This window comes from aff. Roholtiella sp. LEGE 12411, assembly GCF_015206995.1.
Taxonomy (GTDB): domain Bacteria; phylum Cyanobacteriota; class Cyanobacteriia; order Cyanobacteriales; family Nostocaceae; genus Komarekiella.
Window position 1 is genome coordinate 1 of sequence record NZ_JADEXR010000125.1, and the last position, 17293, is coordinate 17293.

Consider the following 17293-nt stretch of genomic DNA (forward strand, 5'->3'; position numbering starts at 1 on the left):
CCATTCCCCATTCCCCATTCCCCATTCCCCATTCCCTAATCCCTAGCTTTCTTGTACATTACGGCAGCCATAAAAGTTAATACTGTAATCAGTAATCCGTACTCCTGTTTGTTCTTCAATTTTGCGGATAAAATCTTCTGGCAGTTCTACATGCACATCAAGAATTTGATTTGTATCCACGCAGTGGACATGACTATGAGAGTCACTAATATTGCCGTATAAACGTCCGTCGCTGCGTTCAATAGACTCAATGATGCCCTGACTAGATAATGCTTCTAAATTTTGATATACAGAGGTGTGACCGATCTCTTTACCTTGCTGGTTCAAGCGATCGTAAATCTCTCTAGCAGAAAGATGTTCATTGGCTTGCCAAAGTAATTCTAGAATAAAACGACGCTGGCGGCTGACGCGCATACCCAGTATTTGACACCGCTCAAGAGCATCTTCTAAAGAACGAATTGGTTTTGTAGAAATTGCTTGTTTTTGCATATTCACAGCTTGTTAACTGTTGGAGGAATTTTCCTATTTAAATATTCAATGCTTATTTATATATACAAAAATGTTGCACACCAACCTTTTACCTGGGCTTGTGCTTTTGCTTTTAATGCTGCGGAGGTCACAGGTTGGGTGATGATTTTTTGCTTGTTGGCAGTTGCCTTGTGACACCCTAATTTAAAACAAACTCATTACAACTTTAGCTTAAAATTGCTGTAAATGTCCACCTTGGTGACAACTCTCGCCGCTAACTGCAAGCAGTGTGCGTTACGCTTTCTGATTCACTTGCATAAATTTCGTCTAACCTAACGGCAGTTTGATAGTGAAAGTAGCTCCTTGTCCAACGCCTGGGCTAGAAGCTTGAATAGTGCCACCATGTAGTTCTATTAGATGACGAGCGATCGCTAAACCTAGTCCTAAACCACCTTGTTTGTGAGTAGAATTTCCCTGATGATAGCGTTCAAAAATATATGGCAGAAACTCTGGGCTGATGCCAATACCTGTATCGCTCACCTGGATGAGTGCTGAGTCGGAATTGGACTCAGGATAAGTTGATAACCGCACTTCTATCCGTCCTCCTGGCGGGGTAAACTTAATGGCATTCGAGAGTATATTCCCTAAAACTTGTAGTAAGCGGTTGATATCGCCGGCAATTGCTGGAGTTGACCTGTCAAGTATGGACTCTAAACGAATATTCTTAGCATTTGCGGATGGGTAGACAGTTTCGATCGCTACACCTATAGTCGCCCCAAGATTGACTTGAGTGATCTCAAGCTGTAGCTTACCTCGAATGATGCGAGACATATCCAGCAGGTCTTCCAAAAGTTTTGCTTGAGACTTGGCATTGCTTTCGATGGTTTCGAGAGCGCGGGTAATATTCTCTGGAGTAAGTTGCCTAGTCCGCAGTAGTTTCGCCCAGCCAAGAATGGCATTGAGTGGCGATCGCAGGTCATGAGATACCATTGCAACAAAGTCATCTTTAGTCCGGTTAGCGGCTTCAGCTTCAGCGCGGGCGGTTTGCTCAAGTTGCAAAAGCAGATGACGTTCAGCTTCCACCTGCTTGCGATCGTCAATATCTGTACTTGTGCCAAACCATTTCATCACACGTCCTTGCTCATCCTTGATGGGCAAGCCTCTTGCTAAATGCCAGCGATAAATACCGTCAAACCTTTGATAACGCATTTCATGTTCGTAAAGTTCCCCCATCTGCAAAGCTTCTGTCCATGTCTGGATAGCGGGTTGAATGTCCTCTGGATGCAAAACTTTTGTCCAGCCAAACCCCAGGGCTTGCTCAATTGATTGTCCAGTAAATTCACACCATCGTTGATTGACATGCTCATATTCACCATTGGCATTGCAAGTCCAGACTAGCTGTGGCATTGCATCAGATAAGTAGCGGTAGCGTTCCTCGCTTTGGCGCAGGGCTACTTCCGCCAGTTTGCGTTGGGTCAGATCGAGAACAAAGCAGACGCAATTGCCATCTTCCTCTGCGCCCTCTATCCGCGCAATTCCCAAAAGAATTGGTATCCGGGTTCCATCTTTGCGAAAATATTCTTTCTCGAAAGGGGTACAAACTCCAGAAGTTCGCAGATCTTGAACTTTTTGCTGATCAAGGGCTTGGTATTCCGGTGGTGTCAGGGAATTCCAGCAGATGATCCCTGCTGCTAGTTCTTCATGGGTGTAGCCAAGCATTTCTAGAAAAGCATCATTCGCCTCATAGATTCGACCGCTGAAGTCACCGAAATAGATCCCAACTATATTGGATTCCACAATCCGTCTAAATTTGGCTTCACTTTGACGCAGTGCTGCTTCAGCGTGTTTGCGATCGCTAATATCCGTTGTACTGCCAACTGCCCTCACTGCTTGCCCATTAGCATCTCGTTTAATTACTCCCTGATCCAGCACATACCGATATTGCTGATCTTTGTGACGTGTTCTATATTCAACAGCATAGTGGTTTTGATTGGCACACATAGCCCGGAAGTACTTACCCAAGCGCTCTTTATCTTCAGGATGGATCTGCTCTCTCCACCATTGATGAGTTGCTTGTGTCTCTTCCAAGGAGTAGCCCAAAACTCTAGTTATTCCCTCAGTTATGTCAACCGTATTTTTTTCAACATCCCAGTCATAAATTAAACAATTAACAGCTGCTGCTGCCAATTGGAAACGCTCGTTGCTTAGGCGTAGCTGTTCCTCCATTTGCTTGCGTTCTGTGATATCAAAGGTTGTGCCAACGATCTGGTGGGATGAACCGTCAGCATTTCTGGTGAATACAGTATCTCGACTACAAAACCAGCGCCATTCCCCATTGGCATGTCGCATCCGATACTCATTTTCTAGAATGTCACCATCCTTAACTGCGTCAAATCGTTTGAACGCGGCAAGGAATCGAGCTAAATCATCAGGATGCATTAAATTAGCAAGGAACTCTGTTCCCATCTCTTGGACTTGTTGGGGAGTGTAGCCAAGCAGTTTAATAACCTGACCATTGAGGTAGATATTCCGCGCTTCTAACAGGTCGTAAACGTACAAAATCCCTGGAGTTGTTTCAGCAATCCGTTCGATGAAATGTTGGCTCTCCTGCAATCGTTCCTCTGCTTGCTTTTTTTCCGTCACATCCCGCCAGGAAGCCACAAAGCCATCTTCCATTTTGGTGATGCGAATATCAACGGCTTTGATTAACTGCTGTTTGCTATTACAGGACGTGTAGGTCAGTAATTCTTTCGTTAAAGGCTGGCCCGTTTCCACAACTTGGCAACACTCATCAAATAAGGGACTTTCTCGAAGACTAGGTAGGATTGTGCATAGCCGTTTGTTTTGCTGTTCCTCCTTACTCAATTGGTTAAATTCACAAGCAGCAGCATTCACATAATCAATACAAAAGTCTACTATTTCACCCTTCTCATTCCGAATGGCTGAGTAAATGCCAAAACAGTCCAGCATATTCTCAACCGAAGTACGGAAACGCTCCTCACTAGATTGCAGTTCTTGACGTAGTTGAGCATTTTTGATTGCTGAGTGGATAGTAGAGCGCAAATGCTCCGCCGTCGTCTGTCCCTTAACTAAATAGTCTTGAACACCACTTTTCATCGCCTGAACAGCCACGGCTTCGTTGCCATACCCCGTTAACATGATCACAGCAGGCATAATTCCCTGTGTCTGCTGTTTTAATTGGGCGATAAATTCCAGCCCGTCCAAGTCTGGCAGCAAAAAGTCTAATAAGATGCCATCAGGCTGAAACTGTCGACACAATACCAAGGCTGCTTCTCCGGATTCTTCTTCGAGGATTGTGTAGCTGTGTTCCCGATCTTGCAGCAGATAGCGACGATAAGCCTGGCGATCTTCAGCGGAGTCATCGATGATTAAAACGGTTAGCGGTTGTGCCATGACTACTTGCTAGCAACATCAGGGAGAATCGCAATATCCAACCAATAAGTAATGAAGCTTTGAATTGTTTGTACTAGTCTGTTGATATCAATTGGTTTCAAAATATAACTAGCAACACAGCAGCGGTAACATATTTCAATATCTCTAGGGTTGGAAGAAGTAGTAAATACAACCACAGGAATAATTTTCAAGTCTTGATCTTGCTTGATTTGCTCTAAGATTTCTCGCCCATCGGTTCCCGGTAAATTCAGGTCGAGTAAAATAATTGACGGACAAGGGAACTTTTGAACATCGCTGTAAGGGCCCTTGTGGTAGAGGAAATCCAACGCCTCATCGCCATCGGTACAGCGAAAGACGGGATTGGTTACGGCTTGTCGGTTCATGACTCGACGCAGAGCTTCAAAATCTTCGTCGCTGTCTTCAATCACCAATAAAGGTTGGGCGGTTTTGCAAATCATGGGTTCAGTCCGCTTCCTGCAATGTGAAATAGAAAGTACTACCTTGGCCATAGGTTGACTCTACCCAGATTTTACCGCTATGTCGTTCCACAATTTTTTTTGCAATAGTCAACCCCGCCCCAGTACCACCGCCATATTTGTTTGGCCCGTGCAGTCGTTTGAAAATGCGGAAAATTGCCTCAAAGTGTTTTTCTCGAATACCAATGCCGTTATCTTGTACGTAAAAGATGGCTGGTGCTGTGGGATGGTCAATATAACCAATTTCAATCCATTTTTCGGGTTTGTCGTTGTATTTAATGGCGTTGGCAATCAGATTGTTGAAGACTTCACCCACTTGGACGCGATCGCAATAAACTGTTGGTAGCGGTCTAGGAATACATATCTCTACGTGCATCTCCTCAATTCGAGCGTTCAACAGATCTAAACTTCGAGTTACAACACTATTAATGTTGGTTTGCTGCATGGAAAGATCCACTCTTCCCAAGCGAGAAAAATGCAACAGCGAATCGATTAAATCTTCCATCCGCTGGGTGAGACGAATCAAAGTTCTCAACTTGTCCATCCCCTCGTCATTCAGGATTTCGCCGTAGTCTTCAATTAGGAAATTGGAATAATTATGAATGCCGCGTAGTGGTTCTTTCAAATCATGAGAAGCAATGTAAGCAAAAGCATCTAATTCGTTATTACTGCGTTCTAGCTCGATATTTAACTGTGCTAGTTCATCTGCCTTCCGCAGCACTACACCAATAATTGCACTTCTCAACTCTAGTGCTGCATTCACCTCACAAGATTTCCAGGGAAGAGATTTTAACCTCACTGTTTCCTTCCACAACTCAAAAGACTTGCGGGGTGATAGATGCAAATCGCCATTTTCATTCACCTCCATAAGTTTACTTGGATCTCCTCCCCAATTTACAGTTTGCACTACCTCTGGACGAAACCACAAAACATAATTTTTCTGAGTTTTGGAAAAGGAAAACACCATTAAACCGCTAGCTACATCTCGGAATTTTTCTGCTTTTGGATAAACTTGTGGTAATGCATTTGTATATAGAATTTCCTCTTGCAAGTTTTGATGAATCCATTCCATTAAATGTTTAATATCCTGTTTTTCTGGAGTATTACCAATAGTAAAATACTCTCCTTCAAAAGAGACTGCGGCTCCTTGGGCATTGACGAGATCAAGTAAATTAGGTTGATAGTCAATTAAACCCTGAATAAAGTTGGTTTCAGCTGACATATACTCTACTAACTTGCTATGGATAGATTTCAACTGAATCTTATATTCAGAGTCTTCGCTGTCTTCTTTAGCGCCCAACTCTAAAGATGTCATTTGCCCCAAGAATTCACAAGCATTACGAATTTCATAAGGGAGAAATTTGGGTGATTGGTGATGACAGGCAATGAGTCCCCAAAGTTTTTTGTTTTTCATGATGGAAATTGACATTGATGCCGTCACGCCCATATTGTGCAAATACTCAATGTGACAAGGCGAAACACTCCGCAGCACAGACCTGCTTAAATCTAAAGGCTGCTCAGTTAAAGGATTATTTACAGGTACAATCGCCACTGGTTGGTAGTTAGCATCCGGTATCAGCCTCAGCCAGTTTTGGCTGAAGAGTTCTCTAGCTGGTTGGGGAATATCGAAAGCGGGGTAGTGTAAGCCTAAATAGGAAGCGAGATATTCTGGCTTATCGTCAGCAATAACTATGCCGTTAGAATCATCATCAAATCGATAGACCATCACCCGATCAAAGCCAGTAATTTTTTTTACTTCTTTGACAAGAATTTGACTGACCTCTGTAACAGTGGATGCGACCTGTAACTTAGATATAGCGATTTTAACTAAGTGATAGAATTTAAAAAATGCGTTACTCTTTTCTAAGAAGGCAGGTTCTAACTCTAGAATCAAAAGTTGATTATTACGATGGATAATGCCATCAAAATGTAGATATTCATTATCTGATTTAATTGTGAATTCAATCGGATTGGTAAATTGTAAATCTTCTTGTAATAAACAATCTTGCAAAAAATGGATTTGCTCAGATTCAAGTAACTTGTTCAAAGGTTGATTGAGTAATTCTTCTGGACTCAGGTTAAAGAAATGGCGAGTATTATTGCTACATTGCAGGATAGTTAGCTCTGGTTCCTTTAATACTAGAATGATTCCATGAGCTTGAATCGAGCCAGGAAGATGAATTGGCTCTAAGTCACAATTGATGAGGTTAACTGGCAAAGGAGTAGTAATATCTTTAGCGTTCACGTCTTAGTACCAATGATTACAAGTATGTCTTGAGCAGATACAGTCTCTGGTTTAGTTATGAAGTTTTAAGTTTGATATATCTATGTGAATATGCCTAAAGTTAAATGTAAGTAGATTTAAATAAGATTTTCTCATTAATATACTGTTTATCAAAGAGAGATTTATAAATATAAATGAATATAAATATACACAGAATTCCAAACAGGAAAGAATTGCAAAGACTAATGAACAATTAGCCGTAAATGGAATCACAGTTAGACGAATTGAGTAATTCTCTAGGTAAAATTTGCGCGATCGCAGTAAAATTGCTAATGTATGATCCTTGAGTAAAATAAGCAGTTCATTACCAATAATTCTGATTATTCCAACGTTCATGGAGATGTTATGCAACCTCCTCTGCCGTTTGCTGGCTTAAACATCCTTGTAGTTGACGATGATGATGATACTCGCTTTTATATTACTACCGTATTGGAAGCAGATGGAGCTACCGTCATGGCTGTTGCATCAGCAGCAGCAGCAAGGCAAGTGTTACCTGAATTGCAACCCGATGTGTTGATTTCTGACATTGCTATGCCTGGTGAAGATGGTTACACCCTGATCCGCAAGATACGGGCGCTAAAGCCAGATAATGGTGGACAAGTCCTCGCTATTGCCTTAACAGCTTATGGCGATAGTGAAAATCGTATCCGCGCCTTAGAAGCTGGCTTTCAGACTCATGTAGCTAAACCAATTGATCCAGAAGAACTAGTTGCGATCGTTACCAGTTTGGTTGCTTCTTGTAATTGGTAATTGTAACCCTTAGTATTTATTTTTTCCAAGAACCACTTTCGCACTTCACTAAACGCTCAAGCGTATTAATATCTTTTTGATTTCTCGAAGTACGGATTTGTTTTTCAACAGCGATATTAATTAGTTCCATCTCCAGACGTTTGAGATCAGCCTGCTGTTCATCGGTTTGGATTTTTTGGCTATTTATACTGTTTAAGCTCTGCAAAACAGGCTTCTGCTTGTCTAACTCAAACCTGTTAACTAAAGAATTAACTACGTAGCTTTGTTCTGGACGAGCTGTCTGTAAAATTTGGCTAATTGGTTGACTGAGAATTATTTTTTGTTGTGTTGAAGAAAATTTGTTCTGTAACCAAGCTTCAGAGGTAGATATCGGCAAATCTATCGATTTTTCATCGACTTTAGCAAAAGCATGAGCTTCAGCATAAGCAACTCGTCCATCCTTGTTGTAATCAGCAGAACTAACAGCTTTACCTGTGCGATCGCGTCCACTCAAACCAGCAAAAAAACTAGAACTATAATCTCGATAATCAGCTTCGTTTACCTCTGGCGTACAGCCTACTGAAGGTAGACTTTTAATCGTAGCAAAGAAACCACAACGCGTTTGAAGCGCTACAGGGCGCTTCGGATCTCCTCCCTCGTAAATAAAATTAGCAAAAGAACCAGAAAAGCACTGAGCCATCATTGCAACAATAGGTGTTTTTGGAGATATTTTGTCCAGCATTTGGGAAAACTGCTTCACACTCAGTTGTTGCTTATTCCACAAGTAAAAGGAATTGTTATCTAGGTCTTGTTCATTTAATCCTCCATGTCCTGTGAAATATAAAAATGAAGTTTTAGGGTTTTTCTGTTGTGCTAGCTGCTGGAAATAACGCTCTAAATTACTGAAGGTAGTAGCACCTTTGAGATGGGGAATATTTGATCGTTTAAATTGCTGTCTTCCTTGCTCGTTAATATAGCGGATAGAAGCTTGTCCATCATTACCATTAGCAAAGAAAATAGATGCAACTTGCTTTGAGTCGTACCCCATAAATTGCAGAGTTCGCTGAAAGAAAAGTACATTTTTTTCTAAAGCAATTTCGTTGAAAGAAGGCGCACCACCACCACCCACAACTAAAAAATTGGGTGCTGACTGATTACTTTGACAAATATGAGACGGTTGTGGACTCGCTGCGCTAGAGAGTGGAAGTACTATTAGCAAGCCACATGTAAAACTGACTAATAAGCGACGCATCTGATAACTGTGCTGTATAGATTTATTCCATTACAGCACTTCTAGTATAGGGTCTGCTGTGACACAGATACTATTGGCGAATTTACTACAAAAACGTTAGTAAAAAATTACAGATATTTAAGCATTATTGCTTTCCAGTCTCAAAGCTAATGTGCTCAGACTTATATGCAGGTGGCTCGACGTGAATTAAAATCCTCACGGGACTGAAGCGTTCTTCTAATCGGCTTTCTACTTCTTCAGTGATGCGGTGGGCAGTTTCCACATCCGGTGCATCTACTATTAAATGCATTTCTATAAAAACTTGACGACCAAGAACACCACGAGAGGCGATATCATGACAGTTAATCACCCCAAGAACAGAAGTAGCGATCGCATGTATTGCTTCTGGTGCGATCGCCATTTGATCCACCAGCCAAGGCAAATTTTCTTTTAAAACTGACCAACCACTCCAAAATACTAACAAAGCGACGGGGAAGGCTAACACTATATCCATCCATTGATAACCTAGCCAAACCCCTATCAAACCCCCAATTACAGATATTGTCACCCAAATATCGCTCATGGTATGTGTAGCGTCAGCTATTAAAATTGAGCTACCTACCCGTCTACCCACACCGCGTTCGTAAAACGCTACAAAAATATTTACGCCCAGCACAATTAGTAATAACCACAACTCAGGTGGTGAAATTCTCACAGTTTCACCACCTTTGATAATTCGTTCGATGGCTCCTTGCAAAATTTCAAAGCAGGCTATTCCTAAAAAAGCAGCAATTCCTAAAGCTCCCACCGCTTCAAATTTGTGATGTCCGTAGGGATGTTCGCGATCAGGTTGTGGAGAAGAGAACTTACTAGCAATTAATCCTAAAACATTATTTGCGCTATCTGTCACACTATGCAACGCATCAGCTAACAAGCTTAAAGAACCTGTCCAGTAACCTACAACTGCTTTCAAGCCCATTACAAACAGATTGAGCAGTAGAGTGATAATCAAAACCTTTCGCACTTCGGCGCGGTTATCGTAAGTCATAGAGAATTTATCACATCAAGTTCTATGACTTCTAATGTAAAACCTAAAAGACAAATAAATACAAATAAAATGTATCAAAGTCTTGCACAGTAAGGATTAAACCTCTCTATAGCATCTCATTTTATCTAGATTTATTGAGATTATTTTTAACTAACAGCAGCTACAAGCTTTATATAGGTTGACAATGGCTTTGCTAAGAAAAGCTTATTTTTAGCATTAATAACAAGGTAGTTTTAATTAATTCTCTTTGTCTTTAAATGCTCCAGTAAGTTCACACCACTGTCAAAATTAACCGCATCGCTATTTAAAGACTGGAATTCGTGGTTTGTGTAACTCAGTAATAAATTCCGTATTTCCGCCTCTACACGTCCATTACTGTTTTCTAGGATAAAAGTTTTTTAAATTATTTCTACCTTTGGTATGAAAGCATCAGGCTTGATCACCTATTTTGGTAATATTAGTAATTATCAAGAAGTTTTAATAAAAAACTTATGTCTTCTACTCCTCTAACACTCAATCTAATTGAAGGTTCTGTGTCTTTCAGTTTTTCACCCCAAGCAGCACAGGAACTAAAAGCAGCGACGGATCAATTAATGGAGCGTTTAAAAGCTGTCGCCGCTAAACCCACTCCTGGCGGTGGTAAAGTTACTCCCCAGCCTCCCCTAGAATATCGTTACACTGGCGAGGTATTTGTAGAAATTTTCTGCAATCCTAATATCTGGCCGACTCCCTTCGCTGCGAAAGTCCTACTTACCGTCCGCAATGTCAATATCCGCTTAACTACAGAAGCTGAGCTGACTCGCATCATTGATGATATTAACCAATATTTAGATCAAGTAGGATGAAAATGACCGGAGCAGTTCTACATTTAAAACAGCTACGGCCAGGGTTTTACATAGTACACTCAAGTTGTAGAAGCGGCTACACACAGCAACTGGTTCCGATGCATTCGCCGTTCGCTATATGCGTTGGCAAAACCCAGGCTCAATTGAAAAATTGTATAAATTCAGACTCTAATGCTTCTGCGTTTATGAAAAATAGCAGATTGCGGATCGGGCAATACTAACCAAAAACAGAGATTATCCCTCAGATTGGGCGTTAAATTTTTTATGCTGAAATCCAGACATTGAAAATAAACTCCCAACCAAAATCTGAAATCAAACATTAATTAGTCGTTGTCCCATTCTTCACGACCAATTAAATCGCCAATGCGATCGCGTAACAGAAAGTCACATTTCTCTAATTCACATTCAACGCAAACCCACTCTCTAGCTGGAATGTATTGGCAGAGTGTATATATTGGTTGCTGGCGGCTGACCATTCCCTTTTGCACCAGTCGGCGTGCTTCGTCCTGGATCACGTTTAGAGAGTAGTAATTGATAGAGGGCACCGTATTGACACTCATGGTTTTTACTCACAAATTTACACGTAAATAGTGTTCCCGTCATCTATTGAGAACAAACATAGCAAAGTTAGACTTGTGGCTAGGGTTTTGTAGTTTGCTATACGGAACTGTTCCCATTTTGACGCTACAGACTCTAAAATTATTTAAAGATATGTTAATAAAGTCAACATTTCCTGACATTAGCCTAACATCAGCTTCACATTATGAATGTGGCAGTAATTAACTTAACCTGCTGAACTGGCTATATGACTTCCGTTTAACAGGGCTGAAAGTTTTGCACTGACTGGCTAAAGACATAATTTGGTGCGCGGGAATAATTCATAGAGCGATCGCTTAATGTACCAATTAATCACCGTAAAGCTCTGCCTAGAGCTACTAGCATTTGTCCAAAGGAAAACAGGTTAGAAATATGTTTCACGGAAAAAGGTATAAACTATTGCAAAGCATTATGGCTAAAGTTCACTAGGAAGGTTTTAGCCTAGCATCTGTTAATAATTTTTTCAATAATTACGTAACCCCTCAGTTATTTTAAACACTAGTTTTATCCAGGCTATTCTGGATAAACACTTATAATGAAGTGCAGTGAGTGGCATAATTGTTAATTTTTCTTAAACTTATTACTTTTACTATTAGTATCTTTGCAATAGAGAAGTGACGCCAGCCGAGACAAACAGAAAGCGTATATATGCAACTACCGAAACCTAAAACAGGTATAGTCAAATTAAAACAGACGCGATTTGGTGACGTCTGTAAACTGTTTGGCGGATTCCTAGAGATTAATTGTTCTGAAGTTACATTGTTATTTAAGTTACTTATTCACGGGATTACTCATCATCTTCATTTGTGCCATCCTCTACCGCAACCAGATTTTCTGGTGGGCGCTCATGCTGGAGTTGGTTCAACAGTGACAGTACCTTATTACCCCGTTCAATGGAGCGGTCTTCGATGAATATTACTTCTGGTGTACGACGTAGCCTTACCCGCGCACCAAGTTCGCTGCGGACGTAACCAGTCGCCGACTTTAAGCCTGCCATTGTTTCTGCCTTGGCTTCCTCTGTACCATAGATACTGACGTAGATTTTGGCGTGTTGGAGATCGCCGGAAACATCAACATCAGTAACGCTCACCATTCCCGTAGCCACACGGTCATCCTTAATGCCATTGAGCAGCATTTGGCTAACTTCCCGTTTAATTAATTCTGCAACGCGGGAAACACGGCGATTTGTAGGCATAAAAATCTTGCCTCCTCACAGAGGTTGTGTAACATAATATAGATGCAAGTTGGGCTGACAGCGTTTACAGTGTTTGGCTATACTTACAGCAAGCAAAGCCTAAGCAATGTTAACAGCAATTGTCTGTAGGGCAAAGTTCTAGTCTAGATTGTACTCAAGCCCAGCATTGCACGTAAGGTGAAAGTAATAAATACTAGGCTACTCACAAATAAACCCAAGATGGCGATCAAGGTGATGGGGCGCTTTAACAGCGGCATCAATGGCTCAAAGGTGTTCAAAAATACGCCTAAGAGCACAGTAATGAAATAGCGGGGGTAGCGAAAGACGTTATCCCAAAATCCGTCAAACATTTGAATGTAAACTGCCTTGTTATATACTTACGTTTGTTTTGATATGCTTTATCTACTCAATTGTAATATACGGGGCTGGAAAACTAGCAGCTAATATAAAATATTGCTCGTCGGTTATATTGGCTTTATTTAGTCGCGATTATTTCAGTTAAAGCAGAAGTAAATGGTAATTCAAATCCCCAAGGAAACTAGCCCGCGTCCATTTTTGAAGTGGGCAGGGGGTAAAAGTAGATTGATACAGCAATATATTCCTTATTTCCCCAAGAGTTATAAAAATTACTATGAGCCATTCTTAGGTGGTGGTGCTGTTTTTTTCTATCTCCAACCAAGTGCAGCTATTTTAACTGATATTAATGCCGAATTAATTAACACTTATTGTTGTGTTAGAGATCATGTTGAAGAATTAATTTCTCTATTGAAAGAGCATAAAAATCGACATAATAAAGATTATTACTATAGTGTCAGAAACAACTCTGGTGGTACTGATATAGAAAAAGCTGCCCGTCTAATTTATCTTAATAAGACTTGTTTTAATGGTCTTTATCGGGTCAACTCACAAGGTAAATTCAATGTGCCTTTAGGCAGATATGACAATCCCAATATTTGTTCTGAGGTTTTACTCAAAGCAGCCTCAGAAGCACTTTCCAATGCAGAAATTAAACAAGCAGATTTTTTTGATGTGGTAAATTATGTCACAAGCAGTGATGATTTTATTTATTTTGACCCACCATACTATCCTGTAAGTGAAACTAGCTATTTTACAGCTTACAGTAGCGATCGCTTTGCTGAAGAACAGCAAGTTCAACTCAAAGACGTATTTGAAAAATTAGCTGAACGTGGAGTTAAAGTTATGCTATCTAATTCAGATTGTAAATTTATTCGCAACCTTTACAGCAGTTTCAATATTTATACTATATCAGCATCTAGAGCAATTAATTCTAACGCCAAAAAGCGCGGAAAAATCACAGAATTACTAGTAACTTCGTATTAAAGATTATTGTTAGACCAGGCAATAAATGAAGATAAATTATGAACTGAGAGAAGATTTTGATTGAAACCAACTTGTTTGCCTAACCACGATACAGCTTGCGGTTTCATACCTCCACCGTCAATTAATACAACTGCTTGTGCAGGATAGCAATTTTGAATATTCAAGTTAAGGTAAGGAAGTTTTTCATCGACTGAACCGCTAGTTTGCTGCCATTTACATTCAATAATCAGCCCGGAAGAAACGGATGCAGCACCAATAATGTAAAAGTCTACATATATATAGCTCCCATAAATTCCTGCTCCAATATAAACCTGCCTTGCATATCGTTTTGGTATATTATTCGAGCTTAAAAGACATCCAAGGCGCTGTTTCTTTGGTAAATCAAAGCCAACTTGGACATATCCATGACCCAGTAAAGTCCCTTCTACAGCTTTTTCCAAGACATTGCCAGAAGTAACTGCTCTTGCACCTTGAGTCATCTTTATCCTAATTATCTTCAAAAGGTTTCCTGATTTTAGGATTTCCTGGAAGCAACAGTAAATGCTAGGTTATATAAATTTTTGATTTTGGATAGGTTAGATGTCATTAGGTATGAAGTAGAAATAAATTAGTATCCTTGTACTAAAAAAAGACAAATATATTAATAATTTGGATTAGGAACGAATTAGTAATTCAGATAATAGTTAAAATAAGGGATTTCTGTTCAGTCTCAAAGACCGACTATTGCAAGCGACTCCGCCATTTTTCTGGGTCTTGGGAACAGTGGAAAATAGCGTAGATAATAATCTCCTGTTCATTAAACTCGTAAAAAACGACGTAGGGAAAACGCCTAGTTGTAGCGCGGCGATAGGTTTCATGAACAATCTGGTATGTGTTGGGGTGACGCTGAATTAAATTCAGGCAGGCATCAATACAGCGTAGAAACTCAACGCCTAATCCAAACTCGCGCCCCTCGTACCAGTCCTAAGCTTCGATAATGTCCAGTTCTGCGGCTGTAAGGATAGTTAAGTTTCTAGCCATGCCGTTGAGAGATTCTGGCTTTTACATCTTCCCAACTGTTGCCGATGGCTGGATTTTGCAGATATTCGGCTTTGCGACGGGCTAGCTCTTGTTTGTGCCAATCTAAAACTGGGAGTGCGGCTGGTGTAGTTGCAATCTCATCCCATAAGTCTTCTACCAGCTGGAGTTTTTCCGCTCTCGAAAGACTAGAGAGTTCGGGAAATACTGGGTTCATGGTTTTCTCTGATTTTATTCATCTTGATTATTACACTCTCAAACCGCCATATTCATAACAACATTTTTAATAACTGGAATTAAGCTTGGATAAATGTTAGTGATTTCGCCTTAGCTTCAACCTGTCTGGGCTTCAGTATGACCGTTGCGGATAGCCCATGCTAGTTCTAAAAGTTGAGTCCAGCGTTTTTGTAGCTGTTTGGGGGTGCATTTGATAGTTTTGGCGATCGCCTGATCATTTTGCCGTGCAGTTTTCAATTGTAAGATTTGTTGTTGCTGTTCTGTGAGTTGATTTACAAAGATTTCCCACTGCTGGGAAGATAAACCCAATTTTTGCTCTAAACCTGCACCTAACCATTGATGTACCAATTGCCAGTGGTGTTGTTTGGCAAACTTTTCTACATGGTATTTAAACCGTTGTTGCAGATAGTCGCGCTGACGGCTAGTTAAACCGAGAATGTGGTCAATTTCTGGTGCTGAGAGGTCTTGGAGTTTGAGGCTGAGGTAGTTCATGCAGTCAGATTGACCTTGCGACTCCAGGTATTTCATTAATTCCGAGATGACGCGATCGCGTTCTGACTCTTCAGAGGGATCGAAATTAGTTTGTGCAATCATTTGCGATCGCAGCTGTTGCACCGCCGAGTTCCGCTGGTAAGATTCTGCTTCTTCACCTTTAGCAGACTCCACCGCCATTTCAATATCCACAGTGGTTTCTTGGGGTTGGCGACGAGCAAAACCTTGAGCACGCAAGATAATCAATTGCTGATTTGCACCACCTGGTAAATTAATGCGGCGTTTGGCATATTGCTCTGTAAATGCCATGTATTCCGCCAATTGCAACTGAGTGCGCGGTGTGTGATCTTCAGGTAGTTCGTTTTCTCTGCGGAAAGCTTTGAGAGCTTCGATATAAAATGCTTGCAGAAAATCTTCAATCAGGTTGTAACGAGCCTCAAACCCTAATTCAGAGCCTGATATAGTTACGTGGCGGTAAACCATAGCACCCAAAGTGCTATGTAATTCCACACGCCCTTGTTTTGAACCTAGTTGGTAGTAACGTAGGCACTTTTGTAGACGATGCTTTCCTAAGGTAATTTGCCAGGACTTGATTTGCCCAGATGTTTGGATACGAGAGCTTTTATCGCAAATGCGTTCTACTTCTTTGGCTATGCGCTTTGCTAGGGCTTCTACACACCTAGGTGCTGCTTTCACTTTATCTGGTATTTCTTGACATAAAATCTCGATTAAACTATCAGTATTACTGGCTGATAATTCCTCGGTCGAAACGTTGTTCTCAAAAGTAGGTGTAGAGTTTAGTAGATTCGCGGCGTTAGCTTTCATGACTTTTGTAGGGAGTAGTATTGCACCGTAATTACAACGCAGACACAGCAATCAAGGGCGGTTTTGCCTGAAGAATCTTTTGGTATTCATCCATCAAGACTCGCTGCATGTACTGCTCACATATCAGGTTCATATATAAGACTGTAAGAAATCCGAATAAGTTACAGGGATAGCAGTGTGTCGGTTCTTTCACAAGTTACTATATCGACACTGGTACATAGATATCCACCATTTTTTCAAAGTTGTAAAATGCCTTGCTATGCCGACTTTTGCCGCCATTATGCTCTATCCGTTGCTGCATCTACGCCCTTCGTAGACATCGCCTTTAAGTATGACAATTTCAAAACTGGAGCCTTTTTATCACATTTTCCGAAACTGAGGGATGTGCTGATGAAGTACAAAATTTTATACCCATGCTGCTGCTGCTTCCCAACCTAAACCTCGTCGTGTAATCATTGCTTCATCTCCTGTTAAGTCCAAAATGGTAGACACTTCATAAGTAGGTTCCTCGCCAGTATCTACAATTACATCTACCAAGTTGTCTAAACGGTCAAATAGCTCCACCCGCGACAGAATAGGTTCTGGATCTGCCCGATCCATCCCATCATCTGCCTCATCTGGTGGCAGGTGTGCTGAAGTCGAAATAATCGGATTACCTAATGCTGCCAACAAAGCCAAACACGCATTATGATTTGGCACTCTAATCCCAGTAGTTTTTCGCTTAGGATTTTGCGCTAATCGCGGTACTAACTTAGTAGCTGGTAGCAAAAACGTGTATGGGCCTGGTATTAGGCGCTTCATAATCCGATAGGCTGTGTCACTTACGGAGGCATAAGTTGCCACATTTGAAAGCGAGGGACATAAAAATGTCAGTGGTTTATCATTCGCTAGCTGCTTAATTTGCCGCACTCGTTCTACTGCCGACTTAGCATTCAAATCACAACCAATCGCATAAACTGTATCAGTAGGATAAAGCATGACTGCGCCACTAGAGAGCGCCGACTTTATTTCCTCTATTCGGCGAATTTGAGGATTGTCCGGATGAACGGGGAAAATTTTTGCCATGGAACAGGGGTTGGGGAGTGGGGGAGCGG

16 protein-coding genes and 1 pseudogene are annotated in these 17293 nt (G+C 41.0%); 3 read left to right on the forward strand and 14 right to left on the reverse strand.

Going from position 1 to position 17293, the window contains the following annotated elements:
- Positions 1-42: 42 nt before the first annotated feature.
- From IQ246_RS22045 to IQ246_RS22060, 4 genes are all read right to left on the reverse strand, one after another.
- A complete protein-coding gene (locus IQ246_RS22045; protein WP_194005474.1) occupies positions 43-489 on the reverse strand; it encodes a Fur family transcriptional regulator in 447 nt (148 codons plus the stop codon).
- Positions 490-795: 306 nt separating this feature from the next.
- Complete coding sequence (locus tag IQ246_RS22050) at positions 796-3882, reverse strand: PAS domain S-box protein (RefSeq protein WP_194005475.1); 3087 nt, start codon at positions 3880-3882, stop codon at positions 796-798.
- 2 nt (positions 3883-3884) lie between these two features.
- Entirely contained in the window at positions 3885-4340 is a 456-nt protein-coding gene (locus IQ246_RS22055; RefSeq protein WP_194005476.1) for a response regulator, read from the reverse strand.
- Between the two features lie 4 nt (positions 4341-4344).
- The gene (locus tag IQ246_RS22060) at positions 4345-6603 is read right to left on the reverse strand and encodes an ATP-binding protein (protein ID WP_194005477.1); all 2259 of its coding nucleotides are present in this window, start codon (positions 6601-6603) and stop codon (positions 4345-4347) included.
- 384 nt (positions 6604-6987) lie between these two features.
- Here IQ246_RS22060 and IQ246_RS22065 point away from each other — a divergent pair, with 384 nt between their 5' ends.
- Complete coding sequence (locus IQ246_RS22065) at positions 6988-7392, forward strand: response regulator (protein WP_194005478.1); 405 nt, start codon at positions 6988-6990, stop codon at positions 7390-7392.
- A gap of 16 nt (positions 7393-7408) precedes the next feature.
- On the opposite strand, the gene IQ246_RS22070 is transcribed toward IQ246_RS22065, so the two are convergent.
- Both IQ246_RS22070 and IQ246_RS22075 read right to left on the reverse strand, forming a co-directional pair.
- On the reverse strand, positions 7409-8590 hold the full coding sequence (locus IQ246_RS22070; RefSeq protein WP_208492250.1) for a Caspase domain-containing protein: 1182 nt from the start codon (positions 8588-8590) through the stop codon (positions 7409-7411).
- Between the two features lie 157 nt (positions 8591-8747).
- A complete protein-coding gene (locus IQ246_RS22075) occupies positions 8748-9650 on the reverse strand; it encodes a cation diffusion facilitator family transporter (RefSeq protein ID WP_194005480.1) in 903 nt (300 codons plus the stop codon).
- A gap of 491 nt (positions 9651-10141) precedes the next feature.
- On the opposite strand from IQ246_RS22075, the gene IQ246_RS22080 reads away from it, so the two are divergent.
- Positions 10142-10495 (forward strand): hypothetical protein, encoded by a 354-nt coding sequence (locus tag IQ246_RS22080; protein WP_194005481.1) that lies wholly within the window; start codon positions 10142-10144, stop codon positions 10493-10495.
- A gap of 323 nt (positions 10496-10818) precedes the next feature.
- Here the strand turns inward: IQ246_RS22080 and IQ246_RS22085 are convergent, their stop codons facing one another.
- From IQ246_RS22085 to IQ246_RS22095, 3 genes are all read right to left on the reverse strand, one after another.
- A complete protein-coding gene (locus IQ246_RS22085; RefSeq protein WP_194005482.1) occupies positions 10819-11055 on the reverse strand; it encodes a DUF4327 family protein in 237 nt (78 codons plus the stop codon).
- 824 nt (positions 11056-11879) lie between these two features.
- A complete protein-coding gene (gene rbfA, locus IQ246_RS22090) occupies positions 11880-12287 on the reverse strand; it encodes a 30S ribosome-binding factor RbfA (protein ID WP_194005483.1) in 408 nt (135 codons plus the stop codon).
- Between the two features lie 143 nt (positions 12288-12430).
- Positions 12431-12637: a DUF751 family protein gene (locus tag IQ246_RS22095; RefSeq protein WP_194005484.1), complete on the reverse strand. Its 207-nt coding sequence runs from the start codon at positions 12635-12637 to the stop codon at positions 12431-12433.
- A 163-nt stretch (positions 12638-12800) separates the two neighbouring features.
- Here IQ246_RS22095 and IQ246_RS22100 point away from each other — a divergent pair, with 163 nt between their 5' ends.
- Positions 12801-13628: a DNA adenine methylase gene (locus IQ246_RS22100; protein WP_194005485.1), complete on the forward strand. Its 828-nt coding sequence runs from the start codon at positions 12801-12803 to the stop codon at positions 13626-13628.
- On the opposite strand, the gene IQ246_RS22105 is transcribed toward IQ246_RS22100, so the two are convergent.
- From IQ246_RS22105 to IQ246_RS22125, 5 genes and pseudogenes are all read right to left on the reverse strand, one after another.
- The gene (locus IQ246_RS22105; protein WP_194005486.1) at positions 13625-14107 is read right to left on the reverse strand and encodes a PD-(D/E)XK nuclease superfamily protein; all 483 of its coding nucleotides are present in this window, start codon (positions 14105-14107) and stop codon (positions 13625-13627) included. The genes IQ246_RS22100 and IQ246_RS22105 overlap by 4 nt on opposite strands.
- Before the next feature lie 241 nt (positions 14108-14348).
- Positions 14349-14543, reverse strand: a pseudogene (locus IQ246_RS31345) (type II toxin-antitoxin system RelE/ParE family toxin); the annotation flags it as partial.
- 97 nt (positions 14544-14640) lie between these two features.
- On the reverse strand, positions 14641-14862 hold the full coding sequence (locus IQ246_RS22115; RefSeq protein WP_194005487.1) for an addiction module protein: 222 nt from the start codon (positions 14860-14862) through the stop codon (positions 14641-14643).
- Positions 14863-14978: 116 nt separating this feature from the next.
- On the reverse strand, positions 14979-16199 hold the full coding sequence (locus IQ246_RS22120; protein WP_194005488.1) for a HetZ-related protein: 1221 nt from the start codon (positions 16197-16199) through the stop codon (positions 14979-14981).
- 405 nt (positions 16200-16604) lie between these two features.
- A complete protein-coding gene (locus IQ246_RS22125; RefSeq protein WP_194005489.1) occupies positions 16605-17264 on the reverse strand; it encodes an L-threonylcarbamoyladenylate synthase in 660 nt (219 codons plus the stop codon).
- Positions 17265-17293: the final 29 nt, after the last annotated feature.